This window comes from Streptomyces sp. NPDC059695 (genome assembly GCF_042733785.1).
Lineage (GTDB): Bacteria > Actinomycetota > Actinomycetes > Streptomycetales > Streptomycetaceae > Streptomyces.
On record NZ_JBHWFF010000012.1, the window covers coordinates 113,670 to 131,824 of the forward strand.

Sequence of the window (18,155 nt, forward strand, 5' to 3'; positions counted from 1 at the left end):
GGGGTCCCGGGCCCGCAGGGGTGCGCTCAGGCGCGGACGATCGGCTCCTGGATCTCGGCGACCCAGCCGGCCGGGTCCTCCGGGCACTCCAGGTACAGCTCACGGGCGTAGCCGGCGGACCGGTAGCCGTTGGTGTCGATCCAGGCGGCCAGCGTCTGCACGGTCGGCAGGATCTCGTCCATGGAACCGCGGTGGACGATGGTGGCCGCCTCCTCGATGCCGGGCAGGACGTGCACCTCGACGCCCTCGGCGACGGCCCCCTCGGGCACGGTCGTCGCCGCGTGCACGCGGACCGAACCGTCGCCCTCGCCGGCGTCCTCGTAGTACGCGACGGCCGGACCGAAGCCGGTGACGCCCGCGGCCTCCAGGCGGCCGCACAGCTCCTCGTACAGCGGTCCGATGACCGGGGTGATGTCCTCGGGCCCGAAGCTCGCGGCGATCCCGCTCAGCTCGGCGACGCGGACGGCGGGGACCTTCTTGACGACGACGTCCTGGGTGGACATGCGTCCCTCACTCTCGATGGCGTGGAGCCTCGCACCGACCTGGGCGAGCCGGGCCCGCGCCGCCTCCAGGGCCGCCTCCAGCTCGGCCTGGCGCAGACGCAGCATCCCCCGCAGCTCCTCCGCACCGATCTCGTCCCTGAGGATCGCCCCCACCTGTTCGAGGGTGAAGCCGAGGTCCTTGAGCGCGATGACGCGGTTGAGCAGGGCGAGCTGGTCCGCCGAGTAGAAGCGGTAGCCGCTGTACGGGTCGACGTGGGCCGGGCGCAGCAGTCCGATGGCGTCGTAATGGCGCAGCATCCGGACCGACACCCGCCCGTGCCGGGCGAAGTCTCCGATGGTGAACATGACGCCCCCTACGGAACGGCCTCACACGGTGTGAGGGTCAAGCGGCGCTGCTGAGGGAGAGCTTCGCGGCGAAGCCGAGGAAGAGGGCGCCGGCGGCGGAGGTCGCTCCGGCGGAGAGGCGCTTGCGGCGGCGGAAGGCGGCGGCGAGCCGGGTGCCGCCGAAGATCAGGGTCGTCAGGTAGAGGAAGCTGCCGAGCTGGAGCAGGGTGCCGAGGACCAGGAAGGAGAGCGCCGGGTAGGCGTAGGACGGGTCCACGAACTGCACGAAGAAGGAGATCAGGAAGAGGATCGCCTTCGGGTTGAAGAGGCTGATGATCAGCGCCCGGCGGTACGGGTGCTCGGACGGTCCGGCGTCCTCCTCGGTCACGGCCTCGGCGGCGGCCTCGTGCCGGGTGCGCCACATGGCCAGGGCGGCCCGCAGCATGCCGATCGCCATCCAGGTCAGATAGCCCGCGCCCGCGTACTTCACGATCGTGAAGAGGAGCGGGGTGGTCTGGAGCAGGGACGCGGCGCCGAGCGCGGCGAGCGTCATCAGGACGGCGTCGCCGGTGAAGACCCCGGCGGCGGCCTTGTATCCGGTGCGGGTGCCCTTGCGGGCGGCGACGGACAGCACGTACAGCGAGTTCGGCCCCGGGAGGAGGATGATGAGGACGAGCCCGGCGAGATAGGTCGGAAGATCGGTGACACCCAGCATGAAGCGGAGTGTCGCACACCGGTACGACCTTCCGCTTTAAGTTTCAACAGGCGAAATCGACCAGAAGGTGAAGCCGGGCCGTCGGAGCGGCCGGTCAGAACGCGTCGGTCGGGACGTACGTGCCCCAGACGGCGCGCAGGGCGTCGCAGACCTCGCCGACGGTGGCCCGGGCCCTGAGCGCCTCCTTCATCGGGTAGAGGACGTTGTCCGTGCCCTCCGCGGCCCTCCGGAGCGCGGCGAGCGCCGCGTCCACGGCCGGCCGGTCGCGCTCGGCGCGCAGCCGCGCGAGGCGCTCGGCCTGCCGGGCCTCGATGGCGGGGTCGACGCGGAGCGGCTCGTAGGGCTCCTCGACGTCGATCGCGTAGCGGTTGACCCCGACGACGACCCGCTCGCCGGAGTCCGTCTCCTGCGCGATCCGGTAGGCGGAGCGTTCGATCTCGCCCTTCTGGAAGCCCCGCTCGATCGCGCTGACGGCGCCGCCCATCTCCTCGACGCGGCCCATCAGCTCCAGGGCGGCCGCCTCGACGTCGTCCGTCATGCGCTCGACGACGTACGAGCCGGCGAACGGGTCGACGGTCGCGGTGACGTCCGTCTCGTAGGCGAGGACCTGCTGGGTGCGCAGGGCGAGGCGGGCGGACTTGTCCGTCGGCAGGGCGATGGCCTCGTCGAAGGAGTTGGTGTGGAGGGACTGGGTGCCGCCGAGGACGGCGGCCAGGCCCTGGACGGCGACCCGGACGAGGTTGACCTCGGGCTGCTGCGCGGTGAGCTGCACGCCGGCGGTCTGGGTGTGGAAGCGGAGCATCTGCGACCTGGGGTTCTCGGCGCCGAACTCCTCCTTCATCACCCGGGCCCAGATCCGGCGGGCCGCCCGGAACTTGGCGACCTCCTCCAGGAGCGTCGTACGGGCCACGAAGAAGAACGAGAGGCGGGGCGCGAAGTCGTCGACGTCCATGCCGGCGGCGACGGCCGTCCGGACGTACTCGATCCCGTCGGCGAGGGTGAACGCGATCTCCTGCGCGGGCGAGGCGCCGGCCTCGGCCATGTGGTAGCCGGAGATCGAGATGGTGTTCCACTTCGGGATCTCGGCCCGGCAGTACTTGAAGATGTCGGCGGTCAGCCGCAGCGAGGGCTTCGGCGGGAAGATGTACGTGCCCCGCGCGATGTACTCCTTGAGCACGTCGTTCTGGATCGTGCCGGTCAGCCGGTCCGCCGGGACGCCCTGCTCCTCGGCGACGAGCTGGTAGAGGAGGAGGAGCAGCGCGGCGGGGGCGTTGATGGTCATCGACGTGGAGACCCGGTCCAGCGGGATCCCGTCGAACAGGACGCGCATGTCGTCGAGCGAGTCGACGGCGACGCCGACCTTGCCGACCTCGCCGTGCGCGATCGGGGCGTCGGAGTCGTGGCCCATCTGGGTCGGCAGGTCGAAGGCGACCGACAGGCCCGTGGTGCCGTTGGCGATGAGCTGCTGGTAGCGGGCGTTGGACTCGACGGCGGTGCCGAAGCCGGCGTACTGCCGCATGGTCCAGGGCCGTCCGGTGTACATCGAGGGGTACACCCCTCGCGTGAAGGGGTACGAGCCCGGCTCGCCCAGCTTCTCCGCGGGATCCCAGCCGTCCAGGGTGTCCGGCCCGTACACCGGCTCGACGGGCAGCCCCGACTCCGACTCGCGCGCCATGCGTGTGCCTCCCGATAGACCTGCTTCCTCACAGGATGCGCGGTCCGTGCCCCGCGTGCGCAACCGCACGCGCGCGGGAAGCATCCCTACGTACACACGACGCACCACGGGGGGCAACGATGAAGCGGTCTTCGGCCGTCATACGCAGAGTGGTTCTGGCAGCGGCGGCGCTGGCGCTGGCCGCCGGCTGTACGCCGGACGGGACGGGTACGGGTACGCCCGCCGCGCCGCCCTCGGCCTCGGCGGGGACGCCCGGCGCCACGCCGACCGACGCCCCGACGTCGGACGGCAAGCCGCCGTCCCCGTCCGCCACCTTCCCCACCGGGTCGCCCTCCGGCAGCCCGTCCACCGGGGCGACGGCGCCGAAGCCGCTCCTGGGCGACGGGGACGAGAACGAGCAGGTGCGCGAGCTCCAGGCGCGGCTGCGGCAGCTCGACTTCTTCGACCGGGCCCCCACCGGTTTCTACGGGACGATGACGGCGGGCGCGGTCAAGAAGTTCCAGGCGCGCCGGGGGCTGCCGGAGACCGGCACGGTCGACGAGACGACCTGGCGGCAGCTGCTGTCGGCGAGCCGGAAGCCGACCGCCGACGAGCTGAAGCCCGCGACCACGAACCAGCTGGACACCCCGGACCCGCGGTGCATGACCGGCCGGGTGCTCTGCATCAGCAAGGAGAGCCGGACGCTCGCCTGGATGATCGACGGCCGCGTCGTCTCGTCGATGGACGTCCGCTTCGGCTCGGAGAACACGCCGACCCGTGAGGGTCTCTTCAAGGTCGAGTGGAAGGCGCGCGACTGGACGTCGACGATCTACCACACCCCCATGCCGTACGCGATGTTCTTCAGCCGCGGCCAGGCGGTGCACTACTCGGCGGACTTCGCGGCGCGCGGCTACGCCGGTGCCTCGCACGGCTGCGTCAACGTCCGGGACCGGGCCAAGCTCTCGGCCCTCTTCGACCAGGTGAAGCCCGGCGACAAGGTCGTCGTCCACTGGTAGCGGCGCGGGAGGAAGAAGGGGCGCGGGTGGGACCGGGGGAACGTGTCCCACCCGCGCCGGGTGCGCGGAGCCGTAGGTACGGGGGGAACCCCGGCTCGCTGCGCGGCCGATGACCAGTCGGCATTTCTTACTGCGCCGACGGGCCGAGAAGTGTTACACCCCGAGCGGGACGCGTACCTCGGCGGTGATTCCGGCGGGCGGCGCGGCGGTGACTCCGGCCTGGAGCCGGGCGTCGGGAAGGGTGCTTCCGGCCCGGTCCCGGATGCCGCCGACCGTGCCGGTGTTCCCGGTGTTCCCGCCGGGGGCGCCGCCCTTGGAGCCGCCCCTGCGGCCGCCGTCGCCGTCCTGGTCGCCCTTGCCGTCGTCCTTGGAGTCGTCCTTGGACCCGTCCTTGGAGTCCTTGGACCCGTCCTGGCCGTCGTCCTTCGGCGTACCGGTGTCGCCCGAGAGGATCCGGTCGCAGTAGAGGCGCAGGGTCTCGCCGCCGCGCAGGGTCCTCGTGAGCTGCCGGCGGCCGGTGGCGTCGAGCGTGCCCGTGCGGTACTGCCGGCAGGCCTTGAGGGCCTTCTCCCGGAGGTCCGCGGAGCCGGAGTCGCCCGTGCCGGTGCTCCCGGTCGTGCTGCCCGCTTCCGGCGTGCGCGGTGCGGGGGTGGTCGAACCGCGCCCGTCCGGGGCGCGGGGGGTCGGTGCGGTGGACCCGTCGGCCGAGGGGGACGAGCCGGGCGTGGGGTCGCCGCCCGGGTCCGTCGGGGGTGCCTCGGGGTCCTGGCGTATGCCGGGCTCCTTCGAGACGAGCGGGTCCGCCGTCTCCCCCGCCGTGACGGAGCTGGCGGGCGCCGGGCCGACCAGCGGCAGCACGCCCGTACCGGCGGCGACGGCGACGCCGCCGACCGTGACGGCGGCGAACGCGGCGGCGAGGCCGTACCGCACGGAGCGTCCCCAGCGGCGCGCCGGGGCGGCGGGCGCGAGCCGCACCTGGCCGAGGTCGCGGCCGCGGCCCGCGGGGACGGGCACGGCGGAGGGCGCCCGGGCCGCGGCCCGCCCGGCGGTGGCCTCGCGGAAGGCGGCGAGCGCCGCCGCCTCGCCCGGGAGCTCGGTGTCCGGGGCCGGCGGGGTCGCGGGGACACGGGCCGTGCCGAGGGCCCGGGCGAGGCGCTCGGCCTGGTGGCGCGCCCCGTCGCCGACGGCCTCGACCGGCTCGCCCCGGAGCAGCCGCTCCGCGGCCTCCTGGTCGAGCCACTGGTAGCGCTCGTCGGCCATCACATGTCCTTCTGCGTACGCGGACGCGATTGCGTCACACCGCCGGGGGACACGGCCCCCGGCGCGCGGCCGCGTTGCGGAGGGACACCGTCCAGGGGGACGAGGGCCTCGCCGGGGCCGTCCGGCCCGTCCGGCCCGCCGTCGGCCCCGAGGAGTTCGGCGAGCTTCTTGAGCCCCCGGTGGGCGGCGGTGCGCACGGCGCCGGGGCGCTTGCCCAGGGTGTCGGCGGCGCTCTTGGCGTCGAGGCCGACGACGACGCGCAGGACGACGGCCTCGGCCTGGTCCTGCGGGAGCTGGGCGATCAGGTGCATGGTGTCGCCGGTGGCGAGGGCCTCCAGGGCTTCGCCGGCCGTGTCGGAGTCGGCGGGCTTGTCGGTCAGTTCGGTCTCGTCGGCGCCCACGGCGGGTCTGCGGCCGCGCATCCGGATGTGGTCGAGGGCGCGGTTGCGGGCGATCCGGGCCGCCCAGCCACGGAACCGGTCCGCGTCGCCGTCGAAGCGGTCGAGGTCGCGGGCTATCTGGAGCCAGGACTCGGAGGCGACGTCCTCGGCGTCCGCTTCGCCGACCAGCGTGCGTATGTAGCCGAGCAGCCGGGGTTGCACGGCGCGATACACAGTACGGAAGGCGTCCTCGTCCCCGTCCTGCGCAGCGAGCACCGCGGCCGTCAGCTCCGCGTCGTCCCCCAGCACTCCCCAAACCCTGTTCGTCGGCGACGTGGTCGCGCCCCGCGTCATCGCGGCTGGTCATCACCGCCCTGCGGCCTCGCGCACCTGCACGCTACGTCGTGTCGCGGCGTCACGTCCACGCGGTCCGGGGTCTTTGTACAACTTGCAACCTTCGGGCGGCCCGCGTGAGTGTGACAGAAACCGCACCCCTGGCGCTGATAGGAGTACGGAGCCGTGCTGCGGCTCCGTGGATGACGACCGGGGCCTCTCCTGTGGGGGGTGGCGGCCCCGGTCGTCTCCCCTTTCCCCCTCCGTTTCTCACCCGTTCGCGCGATCCCGCGTCTCCCGGGGCGGATTCCACCCTTCGAGTGTCAACCGGCCGTTGACAGTGAAGGGGTGTCAACCTAGGGTTGCCTCATGACGAATCCAGTCGGCCCGAAGATCCCCGTCCGTCTCGACGAACTCATCGAAGCCATCAAGAAGGTCCATCCGGACGCCCTGGAGCAGCTCTCCGGCGCGGTCATCGCCGCGGACCACCTCGGCGACGTCGCCGACCACCTCATCGGCCACTTCGTGGACCAGGCGCGGCGCTCCGGCGCCTCCTGGACCGAAATCGGACGCAGCATGGGCGTCACCCGCCAGGCGGCCCAGAAGCGCTTCGTGCCGAAGGGCCCCGACGGCGCCCAGATGGACCCGAGCGCCGGGTTCGGCCGCTTCACCCCGCGCGCCCGATCGGTCGTCGTGGTCTCGCAGGAGGAGGCCCGGAAGGGCGACCACGCCGAGATCGTGCCCGGTCACCTCGTCCTCGGCCTGCTCGCCGACCCCGAGTCGCTCGCCATGCGGTGGCTGGCCGGGCACGACGTGACGGAGGAGGCGGTGCGCGAGGCGGTGACCGCGACGCTGCCGCCGCGGGCCGAGACGGTCCCGGCGCTGATCCCGTTCGACGCGGACTCGAAGAAGGTCCTGGAGCTGACGTTCCGCGAGGCCCTGCGCCTCGGCCACGACTACGTCGGCACCGAGCACATCCTGCTGGCCCTGCTGGAGCAGGAGGACGGGCGGGGCGTGCTGAGCGGGCTCGGCCTGGACAAGGCCACGGCGGAGCGGGAGATCGCGGAGGCGGTCGCCTCCGTCGTGATCGAGGCGCCCGAGTCCGAGTAGCGCGGTTCCCGCGGGGTGTCCCGTCGATCGGGCCGGAGTCGCGGGCCCGGCCCGGCCGGCGGCACCCCTACGCGGTGCGGGCCCGGCGGGAGACGACCGCGCGCAGCACCCGGCCGCCCTCGACGGAGAGCTCGCGCGCCCGGCGCAGTCCGGTCGGGCCGTGTGCGGCCGATTCGAGGACGGCCTGCTGGCGGCGGAGCTCCCCGGCGAGCAGCGGGCCCGCGCCGTCCGCGTCCCCGGCCCGGCAGCGCTCGACGAGGCCGTCGGGCGCCCCGGCCGCGTCGTACCGCCCGTGCAGGGCGAGGGCGGCGACGGAGCAGTCGCCGGCCCAGGCCCGCAGGGCCTCGGCGGTCCAGTCCGCCGGGGCCCGGGTGAGCATGACGCGGACGGCCTCGGCGTCCTCGGTGCCGTCGGCGTCGAGTGCGACGCGGGCCTTGGCGACGGCCTCGCCCCAGGCGTTCCCGTCGCCGCGCGCGACGGCCGCCCACACGGGGCGCAGGGCGTCGGCCCCGTCGGGGGCGAGCAGCGGCAGACAGCGGTCGAGGCAGGCGAGTCCGGCCGCGGCCAGCCCTCGCTCGTCGGCCCCGTCGATCAGTTCCAGCAGGCTCCGGCCGTTCCCCGACGTCATGGACGCCTCCTCGCCACCCGATGCGGACGCAGTACGTCCCCTACTGCGCCGAGGGGCGCTTTTTCGTCACTGCGCGGCCGGAATCATGCCAGTGGCCTTGGCGTGCTGCATAGAGGTCGGACGACACCCTCACGACGCACCGTGGGTCCTGTCGTTGAACACCTCGACCGCGCATTTCGCGCGGGTGGCCCGCGCGCCGCCCTTGATCCGGCCGTCGCTCGTCACCAGCGGCACGTCATACCCCTCGGCGAGTGCCACGTACACGGCGTCGTACGCGGAGAGGTTCGCATACAGCTCGCGCACCCGTGACAGCAGGAACACGTGTTCCGACCTGCGGAGCGGGAGTTCCGCGAACGCCGCGCAGGCGTCGTCCAGCTCCCGGTCGGTCAGCTTTCCGCCACGGTGCCGGCCCAGGAGCGCGGACGTCACCTCGACGTCCACCAGGTACGGGGCCAGCAGGCGCTCCCCCTCCACCCGCGCCCGCAGCGCCGCGCCGACGGGCCCCGCGTCGGCGAGGAGCATGACGAGCGCTCCGGCATCCACGACGATCACTCGCGCCGCCTTCCGCGGTCGATCTCCGCGACCACGTCTTCGGCGAGGAGCCGCGCCGTCGCCCGCTCCCCGATGCGGGCGATCACGGTCTCGAGGGACGGCGTCGCGGCCTCCTGCTCCAGCAGGGTGCGCGCGTACGCCTGCAGGGACTGCCGGTTCCGGGCGGCCCTTATCTTCAGCTCGGTCAGCGCTTCCTCGGACAGGTCTCGCACGTAGAGAGTGGCCATGCGACAACTTTAGTCGCACAGCCAGCATTCTGCTAGCAGTGGGACTCAGCGCACCTTGGCCGCGAGGGCCGTGAACTGCGCCCAGGTCAGCGACGGTTTCGCCGGGTCCCAGAGCTTCTGCGCGAGGGCCGTGAGCGGCAGCCGGATGCCGTTCGCCACCTGCGCCTGCGTCTGGGCCCGCGGCAGGTCGCCCCAGACCGCGAAGCGGGCGCCGAGGATCTGGGAGTCGTACCGCGCGGGCACGGGGGTGGTGCCGCGGACGACGAGCGGCGTCCACTGCTCGTAGATCCGTCGGCCGGTGGGGTAGGTGAAGTCGTTGGGCTGGCCGAGGACGTAGTACAGGTACTCGTCGTTGAGGTTCACCAGCTTCCGGCCCGCGCTCAGGTACGAGACGGGCTGCCGGGCGCCGATCTCCTTGCCCGTCCAGTACTCCACCTCGAGGTCCGGGGCCGCGTTCACCACCCCGCCCGTGAAGAAGCCGTCGTTCCACGCCTTGAGGGTCTTGCCGGTGGGCCGGACGACGGCCGCGCGGTCGTTGAGCCAGCCGGTGGCGAGGTCCTGGACGCGGCCGGAGGGCCCGTACTTCGCGCGCGCGGCCGCCGCGAGGCGCGGGTAGCTCGCCTCGGGGTTCTTCGCCATGAGGGCGACGTACTCGTCGGCGCCGAGGTGCCAGTACGCGCCGGGGAAGAGCTGGGTGTACTCGCGCAGCAGATCGTCGACGATCCGCGCCGCGTCGGGGTCGGAGATGTCCACGGCCCCGCGCGGGGTCCGCCCGCTCCCGCTCACGAGCTGGAGGTCCGGGTGGGCGGCGATGACCGCGCCGAGGTGTCCGGGCGAGTCGATCTCGGGGACGACGGTGACGTGGCGGCTCGCCGCGAGGGCGAGGATCCGGCGGACCTCGGCCTTGGTGAGGTGCTCCGCCGACACCACCTCGGGGTGGCTCGAGGACTCGATCCGGAAGCCCTGGTCGTCGGAGAAGTGCAGTCCGAGCTGGTTGAGCTTGAGGTCGCCCATCTCGCGTATCCGGTCCTCCAGCCACGCGGCGGTGAACGGCTTGCGGGCGATGTCGACGTTGAGCCCGCGCTGCGGCTTCGCCGGCCGGTCGCGGACGGTGCCCTCGGGCATCGCCCCGGCGGCCTTCACGGACTGCTTCAGCGTGCGGGTGCCGTAGAAGACCCCGGCCTCGTCGGGGCCGGCGATCCGGACGCGGCCATCGCGGACCGTCAGGGTGTACGACTCGGGGGCGCCCGTCCCGCCCAGGGCCAGTTCGACGTCCCCGGGTCCGGCCGCGGCGGCGCCGCGGTACGGGATGCCGAGCTCCCCGGCGATCAGCCGGCCCTCGTCGGCCAGTCCCTCGCTGTGCGCGGCGAGGACGACCCCGCCGGTGGGCGCCGGCTTCCAGCCGGGGCCGCGGGCGGCCTCGTGGGCGCGGACGGAGGGGATCGTGCGCGGCGCGCTGGAGAGCGGGTACTCCTTGGACGGCGTCGGCGTCGGCGTCGGGCTCGGCGGCGGGGCGCTCGTGGCGGTCGCGGGCGCGGACGCGCCCGTGGTGGTCGGCGCGGACGGACCCGACGGACCTGACGGAGAACCGTTCGAGCAGGCCGCCACGGTGGCCAGTGTCACCGCGGTCGCCAGAAGTGCGGGGCCCCGGCGGGGCCCCCGGATGGAGTACCGCATCACCCGGAATCCTCCCGCACGGGCGGCGGTCCGGCCAATCGGGGGAATCCCGGGAGGACCGGAACCCGATCGTCCATCACCTGTTCCGAAACTCTCCCTTCCGGGTGAAATTCGCGCATCCGTCGGACACTTCCCTCATCCCGTCGATAACGTTGCGTCACACCCACCCCACTGCACCCCACCCGTCCCGGAGCACCGGAGCCCACGCTGACCAGCGACACCCATGCCCCCTGCCGGAAGCCGGGCTCCACGGACACGCCTGCCATACCTGCCCAGCAGGGCACCGCCCGGCACCTCTCCGGGCTCGTCCGCTTCAACGCCGCACCGGCCGGGGCGGCGGAGACGCTCCTGTTCGACTGCTGCGCCAGCCGCCGCTGGGCCGAACGGGTGAGTGCCCACCGCCCGTACCCGACGCTCGACGCGCTGCTCGCCGCGGCGGACGAGGCCTGCTACGACCTGTCCCGGGCCGAGCTGGACGAGGCGCTCGCCGCCGAGTCCGCCGTCGCCCCGCACCCCGACGCCCCGCCGGCGGCCCTCATGGCGCTCGGCGCGGCCCACGCCGCGTACGAGAGCCGCTTCGGGCACGCGTTCGTGATCAGCCTGGACGGCGTCCGGCCCGGGGAGCGCCTCGACCGCGTACTGGCCGGTATCCGGTCACGTCTCGGCAACGAACCGGAGGAGGAGCGCGTGGTGGCCGCCGACGAGCTGCGCCGGCTGGCCCGGTCGCGCCTCGCGTTCGGCGTCACCGGACCCTGAATTCATCCGTAATGCGGCGATTCGGAGCTGTGCGATAGCCCGTCCGTGCCTGTTTGATCACACTGACGGACCCCGCGCGAGCGAACCGACGAGTCGTCGCTACGATGACCGGGGCCGGTGGACCGTACCCGGCCGGGTCAGACCGACAGAGAAGCCGGCCGACCCTGATCCCCGCTCCCGGAGGGTTTTTCCGTGCCGGCTGGAACGCTGTACCGCGGCCGGGAAGGAATGTGGAGCTGGGTGGCTCATCGAGTCACCGGCGTCCTCATCTTCTTCTTCCTGTTCGTACACGTGCTGGACACCGCTCTCGTCCGCGTCTCCCCCGAGGCGTACGACGAGGTCGTCGCGACCTACAAGACGCCGATCGTCGCTCTGCTGGAGTACGGCCTGGTCGCCGCCATCCTCTTCCACGCGCTGAACGGCCTCCGGGTCATCGCCGTGGACTTCTGGTCCAAGGGCCCGCGCTACCAGAAGCAGATGCTCTGGACCGTCGTGGGCATCTGGGTCGTGCTGATGGCGGGCTCGCTGTACCCCGTCCTCGGCCACGCCGCACGTGAACTGTTCGGGAGCTGACGCCACTCATGTCTGCTGACACGACCTCCGCAGCGATCGGCCCCGTCGAGGGCGGCGCGCACTACGACGTGGACAACCCCGCGCCGTACATCGAGGCCCCCCGCAAGCGCACGGGCAAGACCCCGCGCGCGACCCGCGGCAACTTCGAGATGGCCGCGTGGCTCTTCATGCGCCTCTCCGGCGTGGTCCTCGTCGTCCTGGTCCTCGGCCACCTGCTGATCCAGCTCTTCCTGGACGGCGGCGTCTCCAAGATCGGCTTCGCCTTCGTGGCCGGCCGCTGGGCGTCCCCGTTCTGGCAGGTCTGGGACCTGCTGATGCTCTGGCTCGCCATGTTGCACGGCGCCAACGGTCTCCGTACGGTCATCAACGACTACGCGGAGCGGGCCAACACGCGCCTGTGGCTCAAGGGCCTGCTGTACACCGCCACGGTGTTCACCATCCTTCTGGGCACGCTGGTGATCTTCACCTTCGACCCGAACATCCGCTAGGCACGGGGCTGAGGTAATCCACGTCATGAAGATCCACAAGTACGACACCGTCATCGTCGGCGCCGGTGGCGCGGGCATGCGCGCCGCGATCGAGTCGACGAAGCGCAGCCGCACCGCCGTGCTGACGAAGCTCTACCCCACCCGCTCCCACACGGGCGCCGCGCAGGGCGGCATGGCCGCCGCGCTGGCGAACGTGGAGGAGGACAACTGGGAGTGGCACACCTTCGACACGGTCAAGGGCGGTGACTACCTGGTCGACCAGGACGCCGCCGAGATCCTGGCGAAGGAGGCCATCGACGCCGTCCTCGACCTGGAGAAGATGGGCCTGCCGTTCAACCGCACCCCGAACGGCACCATCGACCAGCGCCGCTTCGGCGGTCACTCCCGCAACCACGGCGAGGCCCCGGTCCGCCGGTCCTGCTACGCCGCGGACCGCACCGGCCACATGATCCTCCAGACGCTGTACCAGAACTGCGTCAAGGAGGGCGTGGAGTTCTTCAACGAGTTCTACGTCCTGGACCAGCTGATCACCGAGATCGACGGTGTGAAGCACTCCGCGGGCGTCGTCGCCTACGAGCTGGCCACCGGCGAGATCCACATCTTCCAGGCCAAGGCCGTCATCTACGCCTCCGGCGGCACGGGCAAGTTCTTCAAGGTGACCTCCAACGCCCACACCCTGACCGGTGACGGCCAGGCCGCGTGCTACCGCCGCGGTCTGCCCCTGGAGGACATGGAGTTCTTCCAGTTCCACCCGACGGGCATCTGGCGCATGGGCATCCTGCTGACGGAGGGCGCCCGCGGTGAGGGCGGCATCCTCCGCAACAAGGACGGCGAGCGCTTCATGGAGAAGTACGCGCCGGTCATGAAGGACCTCGCGTCCCGTGACGTCGTCTCCCGCTCCATCTACACGGAGATCCGCGAGGGCCGCGGCTGCGGTCCCGAGGGCGACCACGTCTACCTGGACCTGACGCACCTCCCGCCGGAGCAGCTGGACGCCAAGCTGCCCGACATCACCGAGTTCGCGCGCACCTACCTCGGCATCGAGCCCTACACGGACCCGATCCCGATCCAGCCCACCGCGCACTACGCCATGGGCGGCATCCCGACGAACGTCGAGGGTGAGGTCCTCTCGGACAACACCACCGTCGTCCCGGGCCTGTACGCGGCCGGCGAGGTCGCCTGTGTCTCCGTGCACGGCGCCAACCGCCTCGGCACGAACTCGCTGCTCGACATCAACGTCTTCGGCAAGCGCTCCGGCATCGCCGCGGCCGAGTACTCCGCCAAGCACGACTACGTCGAGCTGCCGGAGAACCCGGAGGCGCTCGTCGTCGCGACGATCGAGAAGCTGCGCAACTCCACGGGCAGCGAGCGGGTCGCCGACCTGCGCCGCGAGCTCCAGGAGACGATGGACGCCAACGTGATGGTGTTCCGTACGGAGCAGACCATCAAGACGGCCGTCGAGAAGATCGCCGAGCTGCGCGAGCGCTACGAGAACGTGTCCATCCAGGACAAGGGCAAGCGCTTCAACACGGACCTCCTGGAGGCCATCGAGCTGGGCAACCTGCTCGAACTGGCCGAGGTCATGGCCGTCTCGGCCCTGGCGCGCAAGGAGTCCCGCGGCGGTCACTACCGCGAGGACTACCCGAACCGCGACGACGTCAACTTCATGCGCCACACCATGGCGTACCGCGAGGTCGGCGAGGACGGCTCCGAGACCGTCCGTCTCGACTACAAGCCGGTCGTGACGACCCGCTACCAGCCGATGGAGCGTAAGTACTGATGGCTACCCCCGTACTGGACAAGGTCGAGGCGGAGTCCGCCGCCTCCCCGTACATCACGGTCACGATGCGTGTCCGCCGCTTCAACCCCGAGGTGTCGGACGCCGCGGTCTGGGAGGACTTCCAGATCGAGATCGACCCGAAGGAGCGCGTGCTCGACGCCCTTCACAAGATCAAGTGGGACATCGACGGCACGCTGACCTTCCGCCGGTCCTGCGCGCACGGCATCTGCGGCTCGGACGCGATGCGGATCAACGGCAAGAACAGGCTCGCCTGCAAGACGCTGATCAAGGACATCAACCCCGAGAAGCCGATCACGGTCGAGGCCATCAAGGGCCTCACGGTCCTCAAGGACCTCGTGGTCGACATGGAGCCGTTCTTCCAGGCGTACCGGGACGTCATGCCGTTCCTGGTCACCAAGGGCAACGAGCCGACGCGCGAGCGCCTGCAGTCCGCCGAGGACCGCGAGCGCTTCGACGACACCACCAAGTGCATCCTGTGCGCCGCGTGCACGTCGTCCTGCCCGGTCTTCTGGAACGACGGCCAGTACTTCGGTCCGGCCGCGATCGTCAACGCGCACCGCTTCATCTTCGACTCGCGTGACGAGGCGGGCGAGCAGCGCCTGGAGATCCTGAACGACAAGGACGGCGTGTGGCGCTGCCGCACGACGTTCAACTGCACGGACGCGTGCCCGCGTGGCATCGAGGTCACGAAGGCCATCCAGGAAGTCAAGCGCGCGCTCATCACGCGCCGTTTCTAGCCTTCCCCGCGCGTGACCGGGCCCCGTCTCCCCCCTGGGGAGCGGGGCCCTTCGCATGTCCGCCGGGCCACCGGGGCTCCGGGCGGTGCGCGCATGTGCCAGGATCTGGGGCAGCGTTGACGGGCAAGGAAGGACGGGGACTGATGAGCGAGCCGAACCCTTACGCGGACGGTGAGTACAAGTGGGGGCCGGGGCAGCAGGGCGGGACTCCCGGGCAGCCGGCGTACGGATACCCGCAGGACGCGACGCCCGGGTACGGGTACCCGCAGTCGCCGCCGCCCTACCAGCCGACCCTGCCGGGTGGCGTGCAGCTGCCGCCGCAGCACGGGCCGGCGGGTGGCGGGGCGCCGGTGCTGAGCCTCGGTGACATCACCGTGGTCGGCGACCAGATCATCACACCGGCCGGGGCCATGCCCCTCAAGGGCGCGGTGTGGAACGCGATGGACATGTCGCGGACCGAGGAGAAGATGCCGACGGTCGCGATCGTCCTCGCCGTCGTCTTCTTCATCTTCTGCCTGCTCGGCCTGCTGTTCCTGCTGATGAAGGAGAAGTCCACGACCGGCTTCATCCAGGTCACGGTGACCAGCGGCGGCCGGCACCACTCGACGATGATCCCGGCGACCGGCCCGGACACCATCCACTGGGTCATGGGACAGCTCAACTACGCGCGCTCGCTGAGCATGTGACGGACGGCGCGCGCGTCAGGCGTGCCAGGACGCGGTGGGGCCGCCCGACTCGGCCTCGACCATGATCCGGCGCAGCATGTCGTTGAGCTGCGCGCGCTCCTCGGGGCCGAGGACACCGAGCAGCCGGTACTCCTCGTGGCCGAGGACGTCCATCGCGCCCAGCCAGGTCTCGCGGCCGGAGGCGGTCAGCTCCACGACGACCCGGCGCCGGTCGGTCGTGGACTGGGTGCGTCGGACGAAGCCGCGCTTCTCCAGGACGTCGAGGCGCCCGGAGACCGAGGCGGGGGCCAGGTCGAGGTCCTGGGCGAGTTCGGAGGGGGCGGCGCTGCCGCCGCGCCCCGCGAGCTTGTGGAGCGTGTCGAACTCGTGGCGTTCCAGGTCGAAGTCGACGAGCGACTGCTCCCGGACCCGGCGCAGGTGGACCGAGAGTTTCTTCATGCGGGTGACCGCGCCCTCGACGACGGGGTCGAGGCCGGGCAGGACGGGCTGCCAGCGGGCGACGTGGTCATCGGTCCAGTCGCGCGGTTCGCGCGGGGCACGCGGTTCCTCGGGGGACGCCATGGGCTGATCGTACGTGGGTACGGGCACTCTTCCCTCCCGAAGTATTTCGTTGACGAATTATTCGACGCCGAAATACTCTGCTTGTCATGCCTACGGCCCCCGTGCACCCCGTCACGACCACGCCCGTCCGCCACCCCCTGCGCAGCCGCTCCTTCCGCCTCCTGTTCACCGGCCGCGCCCTCTCCCTCCTAGGCGACGCCGCCATCCCCGCCGCCCTCGCCCTCGCCGTCCTCGAAACCACCGGCTCCACCTCGGCGCTCGCCCTCGTCCTCGGCTGCGCGATGGTCCCCAAGCTGCTCCTGCTGCCGGTGGGCGGAGTGGTCGGCGACCGCTTCGACGCCCGTACGGTCGCGCTCACCACGGACCTCGTCCGCTGCGCCACCCAGCTCCTCGTCGGCGTCCAGCTGCTCGGCGGCTCCCCCAGCCTCGCCGTCCTCGCGGTCTCCGAGGCCGTCGGCGGCGCGGCCGGGGCCTTCGCCATGCCGACCGTCTCACCGCTGGTGAAGGGCACGGTGGAGGCGGACGCGCTGCACCGGGCCAACGCGGCGATGGGCGTCGCCCAGAGCGCCACCCGCCTCGCCGGACCCGCGCTCGCGGGCACCCTGGTCCTGACCGTGGGCGCCGGCTGGGCGTTCGTCCTCGACGCGGCCACCTTCGCCGTCAGCGCCCTGCTCCTGACCGCCGTCCGGGTGCGGCGGATCCCGATCCCGCGCCGCTCCCTGCGCGCCGACCTCGCCGAGGGCTGGCAGGAGGTCCGCTCCCGGGACTGGTACTGGACCAGCCTCATCGGCCACAGCGCCTGGAACGGCGCCGCCGCCGTCCTGATGACCCTCGGCCCGGCGATCGCCGTGGGGCAGCTCGGCGGCGGCACCACCTGGGTCGTCCTCCTCCAGGTCGGCGCCGTCGGATTCCTCCTCGGGGCGCTGCTCGCCGACCGCGTCAGCCCCCGGCGCCCGGTCCTGACCGCGAACCTCGGCCTCGCCACGTACGCGCTGCCGCTGGTGCTGCTCGCCCTCGCCGCACCCGCGCCGGTGACGATCGCGTCCTACGGGATCGCGCAGGCGGGGCTCGGCTTCCTCTCCCCCGTGTGGCAGACCGCCGTCCAGCGCGCGGTGCCCGCCCACGCGCTCGCCCGGGTCACCTCGTACGACTGGCTGCTCTCGCTGGCGGCCATGCCCCTGGGGTACGTCCTCGCGCCCGTCGCCGCCGCGGCATGGGGACCCGAAGTGCCGCTGCTCGCGGCCGCGGTGGTGGTCGGCGGCTGCTGCCTGGGCACGGCGCTGGTACCGGGGGTGAGGCGGTTCCGGTAGGGCCGCTCCCCAGGGGGCGCCTCGCCGATCAGGCCGCGAGCCCGGCCCGATCGGCAGGACACCCGCCTAGGAGAGCCCGGCGAGGAAGGCGAGGAGCAGCCGGGCGGTCTCGTCCGGGCGCTCCAGGGCGGGGAGGTGGCCGGCCCAGTCGAGGTCCACACGGCGGGCGGCGGGCAGCAGGCCGCCGAGCTCGTCGGCGATCGCCCGGAAGTCGGGCAGGTCGTGGGCGCCGACGGCCACGAGGGCGGGGACCCGGATCCGGGCGAGGTCGTCGCGGGTGACCTCGGGCGTGACGGGGTGGTGCTCCTCGGCGGCGGCGAGCTGGAGGTCGAAGGCGCGCCGCTGCCCGTCCCGCACGAGGGCGCGGGCGGCGTCCGAGGCCCCGGGCCCGAGCCAGGTGTCGACGTTGAGCTCGACGGCGGCGTCGAGGTCGCCCGCCTCGATGAGCGCGTCCTCGCGGGCGCCCCAGGCGCGCAGGTCCTCGCTCGGGTCCATGCCGGGTTTCGCGGTGCCCAGCAGGGCGAGCGCGGAGACGCGTCCGGGGTGCAGGGCGGCGAGTTCGAGGGCGACGCGGCCGCCGAAGGAGGAGCCGACGACGGCGGCCCGGTCGGCGCCGAGGTGGTCGAGGAGCTCACGCACGTCCTCGGCGTGGGTGTGCGGGGCGTCGACGGGGGTGTCCCCGAAGCCGCGGAGGTCGCAGCGGACGACACGGTGTCCCGCCCGGGCCAGCGCGTGGAACTGCCCGTCCCACATCCGGCGGTCGCAGACCCCGGAGTGCAGCAGGACGACGGTCGAGGGGCCGGTGCCGGCCAGGTCATGAGAGAGCGTCACCCGACCGACCCTACGGGCCGGCACACGGTCCGC

Annotated in this window: 20 protein-coding genes; 9 read left to right on the forward strand and 11 right to left on the reverse strand. The window is 72.4% G+C overall.

Going from position 1 to position 18,155, the window contains the following annotated elements; all coding sequences use genetic code 11:
* Nucleotides 1-26: 26 nt before the first annotated feature.
* The 3 genes from ACFV2S_RS17205 to ACFV2S_RS17215 all read right to left on the reverse strand — a co-directional run bounded on the left by ACFV2S_RS17205 (nucleotide 27) and on the right by ACFV2S_RS17215 (nucleotide 3,217).
* Complete coding sequence (locus ACFV2S_RS17205) at nucleotides 27-848, reverse strand: MerR family transcriptional regulator (protein ID WP_385559208.1); 822 nt, start codon at nucleotides 846-848, stop codon at nucleotides 27-29.
* Between the two features lie 37 nt (nucleotides 849-885).
* Nucleotides 886-1,542, reverse strand: coding sequence for a leucine efflux protein LeuE (gene leuE / locus ACFV2S_RS17210; protein ID WP_385559211.1), 657 nt, complete (start codon nucleotides 1,540-1,542; stop codon nucleotides 886-888).
* A 94-nt stretch (nucleotides 1,543-1,636) separates the two neighbouring features.
* Nucleotides 1,637-3,217: a methylmalonyl-CoA mutase gene (locus ACFV2S_RS17215; protein ID WP_385559214.1), complete on the reverse strand. Its 1,581-nt coding sequence runs from the start codon at nucleotides 3,215-3,217 to the stop codon at nucleotides 1,637-1,639.
* A gap of 119 nt (nucleotides 3,218-3,336) precedes the next feature.
* Here ACFV2S_RS17215 and ACFV2S_RS17220 point away from each other — a divergent pair, with 119 nt between their 5' ends.
* Nucleotides 3,337-4,212, forward strand: coding sequence for a peptidoglycan-binding protein (locus tag ACFV2S_RS17220; protein WP_385559217.1), 876 nt, complete (start codon nucleotides 3,337-3,339; stop codon nucleotides 4,210-4,212).
* Between the two features lie 153 nt (nucleotides 4,213-4,365).
* Here ACFV2S_RS17220 and ACFV2S_RS17225 read toward each other — a convergent pair whose 3' ends face one another.
* On the reverse strand, nucleotides 4,366-5,472 hold the full coding sequence (locus tag ACFV2S_RS17225; protein ID WP_385559220.1) for a hypothetical protein: 1,107 nt from the start codon (nucleotides 5,470-5,472) through the stop codon (nucleotides 4,366-4,368).
* Nucleotides 5,472-6,161, reverse strand: coding sequence for an RNA polymerase sigma factor (locus ACFV2S_RS17230; protein ID WP_385559223.1), 690 nt, complete (start codon nucleotides 6,159-6,161; stop codon nucleotides 5,472-5,474). The genes ACFV2S_RS17225 and ACFV2S_RS17230 overlap by 1 nt, the downstream gene beginning before the upstream one ends.
* A 393-nt stretch (nucleotides 6,162-6,554) precedes the next feature.
* Here ACFV2S_RS17230 and ACFV2S_RS17235 point away from each other — a divergent pair, with 393 nt between their 5' ends.
* Complete coding sequence (locus ACFV2S_RS17235) at nucleotides 6,555-7,295, forward strand: Clp protease N-terminal domain-containing protein (RefSeq protein ID WP_385559226.1); 741 nt, start codon at nucleotides 6,555-6,557, stop codon at nucleotides 7,293-7,295.
* Between the two features lie 67 nt (nucleotides 7,296-7,362).
* Here ACFV2S_RS17235 and ACFV2S_RS17240 read toward each other — a convergent pair whose 3' ends face one another.
* From ACFV2S_RS17240 to ACFV2S_RS17255, 4 genes are all read right to left on the reverse strand, one after another.
* Nucleotides 7,363-7,923 carry a hypothetical protein gene (locus ACFV2S_RS17240; protein ID WP_385559229.1) on the reverse strand — a complete coding sequence of 187 codons (561 nt, stop codon included), beginning with the start codon at nucleotides 7,921-7,923 and terminating at the stop codon, nucleotides 7,363-7,365.
* 129 nt (nucleotides 7,924-8,052) lie between these two features.
* On the reverse strand, nucleotides 8,053-8,475 hold the full coding sequence (locus ACFV2S_RS17245; protein ID WP_385559232.1) for a type II toxin-antitoxin system VapC family toxin: 423 nt from the start codon (nucleotides 8,473-8,475) through the stop codon (nucleotides 8,053-8,055).
* Nucleotides 8,472-8,702, reverse strand: a complete 231-nt coding sequence (locus ACFV2S_RS17250; RefSeq protein WP_383793134.1) for an antitoxin — start codon at nucleotides 8,700-8,702, stop codon at nucleotides 8,472-8,474. Before ACFV2S_RS17250 ends, ACFV2S_RS17245 begins: the two co-directional genes overlap by 4 nt.
* 45 nt (nucleotides 8,703-8,747) lie before the next feature.
* Nucleotides 8,748-10,379, reverse strand: coding sequence for a glycoside hydrolase family 20 protein (locus ACFV2S_RS17255; RefSeq protein WP_385559235.1), 1,632 nt, complete (start codon nucleotides 10,377-10,379; stop codon nucleotides 8,748-8,750).
* A 207-nt stretch (nucleotides 10,380-10,586) separates the two neighbouring features.
* Here ACFV2S_RS17255 and ACFV2S_RS17260 point away from each other — a divergent pair, with 207 nt between their 5' ends.
* From ACFV2S_RS17260 to ACFV2S_RS17285, 6 genes are all read left to right on the forward strand, one after another.
* Nucleotides 10,587-11,135 (forward strand): 2-oxo-4-hydroxy-4-carboxy-5-ureidoimidazoline decarboxylase, encoded by a 549-nt coding sequence (locus tag ACFV2S_RS17260; RefSeq protein WP_385559488.1) that lies wholly within the window; start codon nucleotides 10,587-10,589, stop codon nucleotides 11,133-11,135.
* Between the two features lie 192 nt (nucleotides 11,136-11,327).
* The gene (sdhC, locus tag ACFV2S_RS17265) at nucleotides 11,328-11,708 is read left to right on the forward strand and encodes a succinate dehydrogenase, cytochrome b556 subunit (protein WP_015035721.1); all 381 of its coding nucleotides are present in this window, start codon (nucleotides 11,328-11,330) and stop codon (nucleotides 11,706-11,708) included.
* Between the two features lie 8 nt (nucleotides 11,709-11,716).
* Nucleotides 11,717-12,196, forward strand: coding sequence for a succinate dehydrogenase hydrophobic membrane anchor subunit (locus ACFV2S_RS17270; RefSeq protein ID WP_189800273.1), 480 nt, complete (start codon nucleotides 11,717-11,719; stop codon nucleotides 12,194-12,196).
* A 25-nt stretch (nucleotides 12,197-12,221) separates the two neighbouring features.
* Entirely contained in the window at nucleotides 12,222-13,976 is a 1,755-nt protein-coding gene (gene sdhA / locus ACFV2S_RS17275; protein WP_385559239.1) for a succinate dehydrogenase flavoprotein subunit, read from the forward strand.
* Nucleotides 13,976-14,734 (forward strand): succinate dehydrogenase iron-sulfur subunit, encoded by a 759-nt coding sequence (locus ACFV2S_RS17280; protein WP_383793126.1) that lies wholly within the window; start codon nucleotides 13,976-13,978, stop codon nucleotides 14,732-14,734. The genes sdhA and ACFV2S_RS17280 overlap by 1 nt, the downstream gene beginning before the upstream one ends.
* Nucleotides 14,735-14,877: 143 nt before the next feature.
* Nucleotides 14,878-15,420 (forward strand): hypothetical protein, encoded by a 543-nt coding sequence (locus tag ACFV2S_RS17285; protein ID WP_385559243.1) that lies wholly within the window; start codon nucleotides 14,878-14,880, stop codon nucleotides 15,418-15,420.
* Between the two features lie 15 nt (nucleotides 15,421-15,435).
* Here the strand turns inward: ACFV2S_RS17285 and ACFV2S_RS17290 are convergent, their stop codons facing one another.
* Nucleotides 15,436-15,981 carry a MarR family winged helix-turn-helix transcriptional regulator gene (locus ACFV2S_RS17290; RefSeq protein WP_383793120.1) on the reverse strand — a complete coding sequence of 182 codons (546 nt, stop codon included), beginning with the start codon at nucleotides 15,979-15,981 and terminating at the stop codon, nucleotides 15,436-15,438.
* 86 nt (nucleotides 15,982-16,067) lie between these two features.
* Between ACFV2S_RS17290 and ACFV2S_RS17295 the strand changes: the two genes are divergently transcribed.
* Nucleotides 16,068-17,291, forward strand: coding sequence for an MFS transporter (locus ACFV2S_RS17295; RefSeq protein ID WP_385559246.1), 1,224 nt, complete (start codon nucleotides 16,068-16,070; stop codon nucleotides 17,289-17,291).
* 66 nt (nucleotides 17,292-17,357) lie between these two features.
* Here the strand turns inward: ACFV2S_RS17295 and ACFV2S_RS17300 are convergent, their stop codons facing one another.
* Nucleotides 17,358-18,122 carry an alpha/beta fold hydrolase gene (locus tag ACFV2S_RS17300; RefSeq protein ID WP_385559249.1) on the reverse strand — a complete coding sequence of 255 codons (765 nt, stop codon included), beginning with the start codon at nucleotides 18,120-18,122 and terminating at the stop codon, nucleotides 17,358-17,360.
* Between the last annotated feature and the right edge of the window lie 33 nt (nucleotides 18,123-18,155).

Bases quoted from the DNA above. Each gene is read 5' to 3' on its own strand.
- ACFV2S_RS17215 (WP_385559214.1), bottom strand. From the start codon at position 3,217: ATGGCGCGCGAGTCGGAGTCGGGGCTGCCCGTCGAGCCGGTGTACGGG.
- ACFV2S_RS17235 (WP_385559226.1), top strand. From the start codon at position 6,555: ATGACGAATCCAGTCGGCCCGAAGATCCCCGTCCGTCTCGACGAACTC.
- sdhA (WP_385559239.1), top strand. From the start codon at position 12,222: ATGAAGATCCACAAGTACGACACCGTCATCGTCGGCGCCGGTGGCGCG.
- ACFV2S_RS17285 (WP_385559243.1), top strand. From the start codon at position 14,878: ATGAGCGAGCCGAACCCTTACGCGGACGGTGAGTACAAGTGGGGGCCG.
- ACFV2S_RS17250 (WP_383793134.1), bottom strand. From the start codon at position 8,702: ATGGCCACTCTCTACGTGCGAGACCTGTCCGAGGAAGCGCTGACCGAG.
- ACFV2S_RS17255 (WP_385559235.1), bottom strand. From the start codon at position 10,379: ATGCGGTACTCCATCCGGGGGCCCCGCCGGGGCCCCGCACTTCTGGCG.
- ACFV2S_RS17270 (WP_189800273.1), top strand. From the start codon at position 11,717: ATGTCTGCTGACACGACCTCCGCAGCGATCGGCCCCGTCGAGGGCGGC.
- ACFV2S_RS17205 (WP_385559208.1), bottom strand. From the start codon at position 848: ATGTTCACCATCGGAGACTTCGCCCGGCACGGGCGGGTGTCGGTCCGG.
- ACFV2S_RS17220 (WP_385559217.1), top strand. From the start codon at position 3,337: ATGAAGCGGTCTTCGGCCGTCATACGCAGAGTGGTTCTGGCAGCGGCG.
- ACFV2S_RS17240 (WP_385559229.1), bottom strand. From the start codon at position 7,923: ATGACGTCGGGGAACGGCCGGAGCCTGCTGGAACTGATCGACGGGGCC.
- ACFV2S_RS17290 (WP_383793120.1), bottom strand. From the start codon at position 15,981: ATGGCGTCCCCCGAGGAACCGCGTGCCCCGCGCGAACCGCGCGACTGG.
- ACFV2S_RS17280 (WP_383793126.1), top strand. From the start codon at position 13,976: ATGGCTACCCCCGTACTGGACAAGGTCGAGGCGGAGTCCGCCGCCTCC.
- ACFV2S_RS17225 (WP_385559220.1), bottom strand. From the start codon at position 5,472: ATGGCCGACGAGCGCTACCAGTGGCTCGACCAGGAGGCCGCGGAGCGG.
- leuE (WP_385559211.1), bottom strand. From the start codon at position 1,542: ATGCTGGGTGTCACCGATCTTCCGACCTATCTCGCCGGGCTCGTCCTC.
- ACFV2S_RS17295 (WP_385559246.1), top strand. From the start codon at position 16,068: ATGCCTACGGCCCCCGTGCACCCCGTCACGACCACGCCCGTCCGCCAC.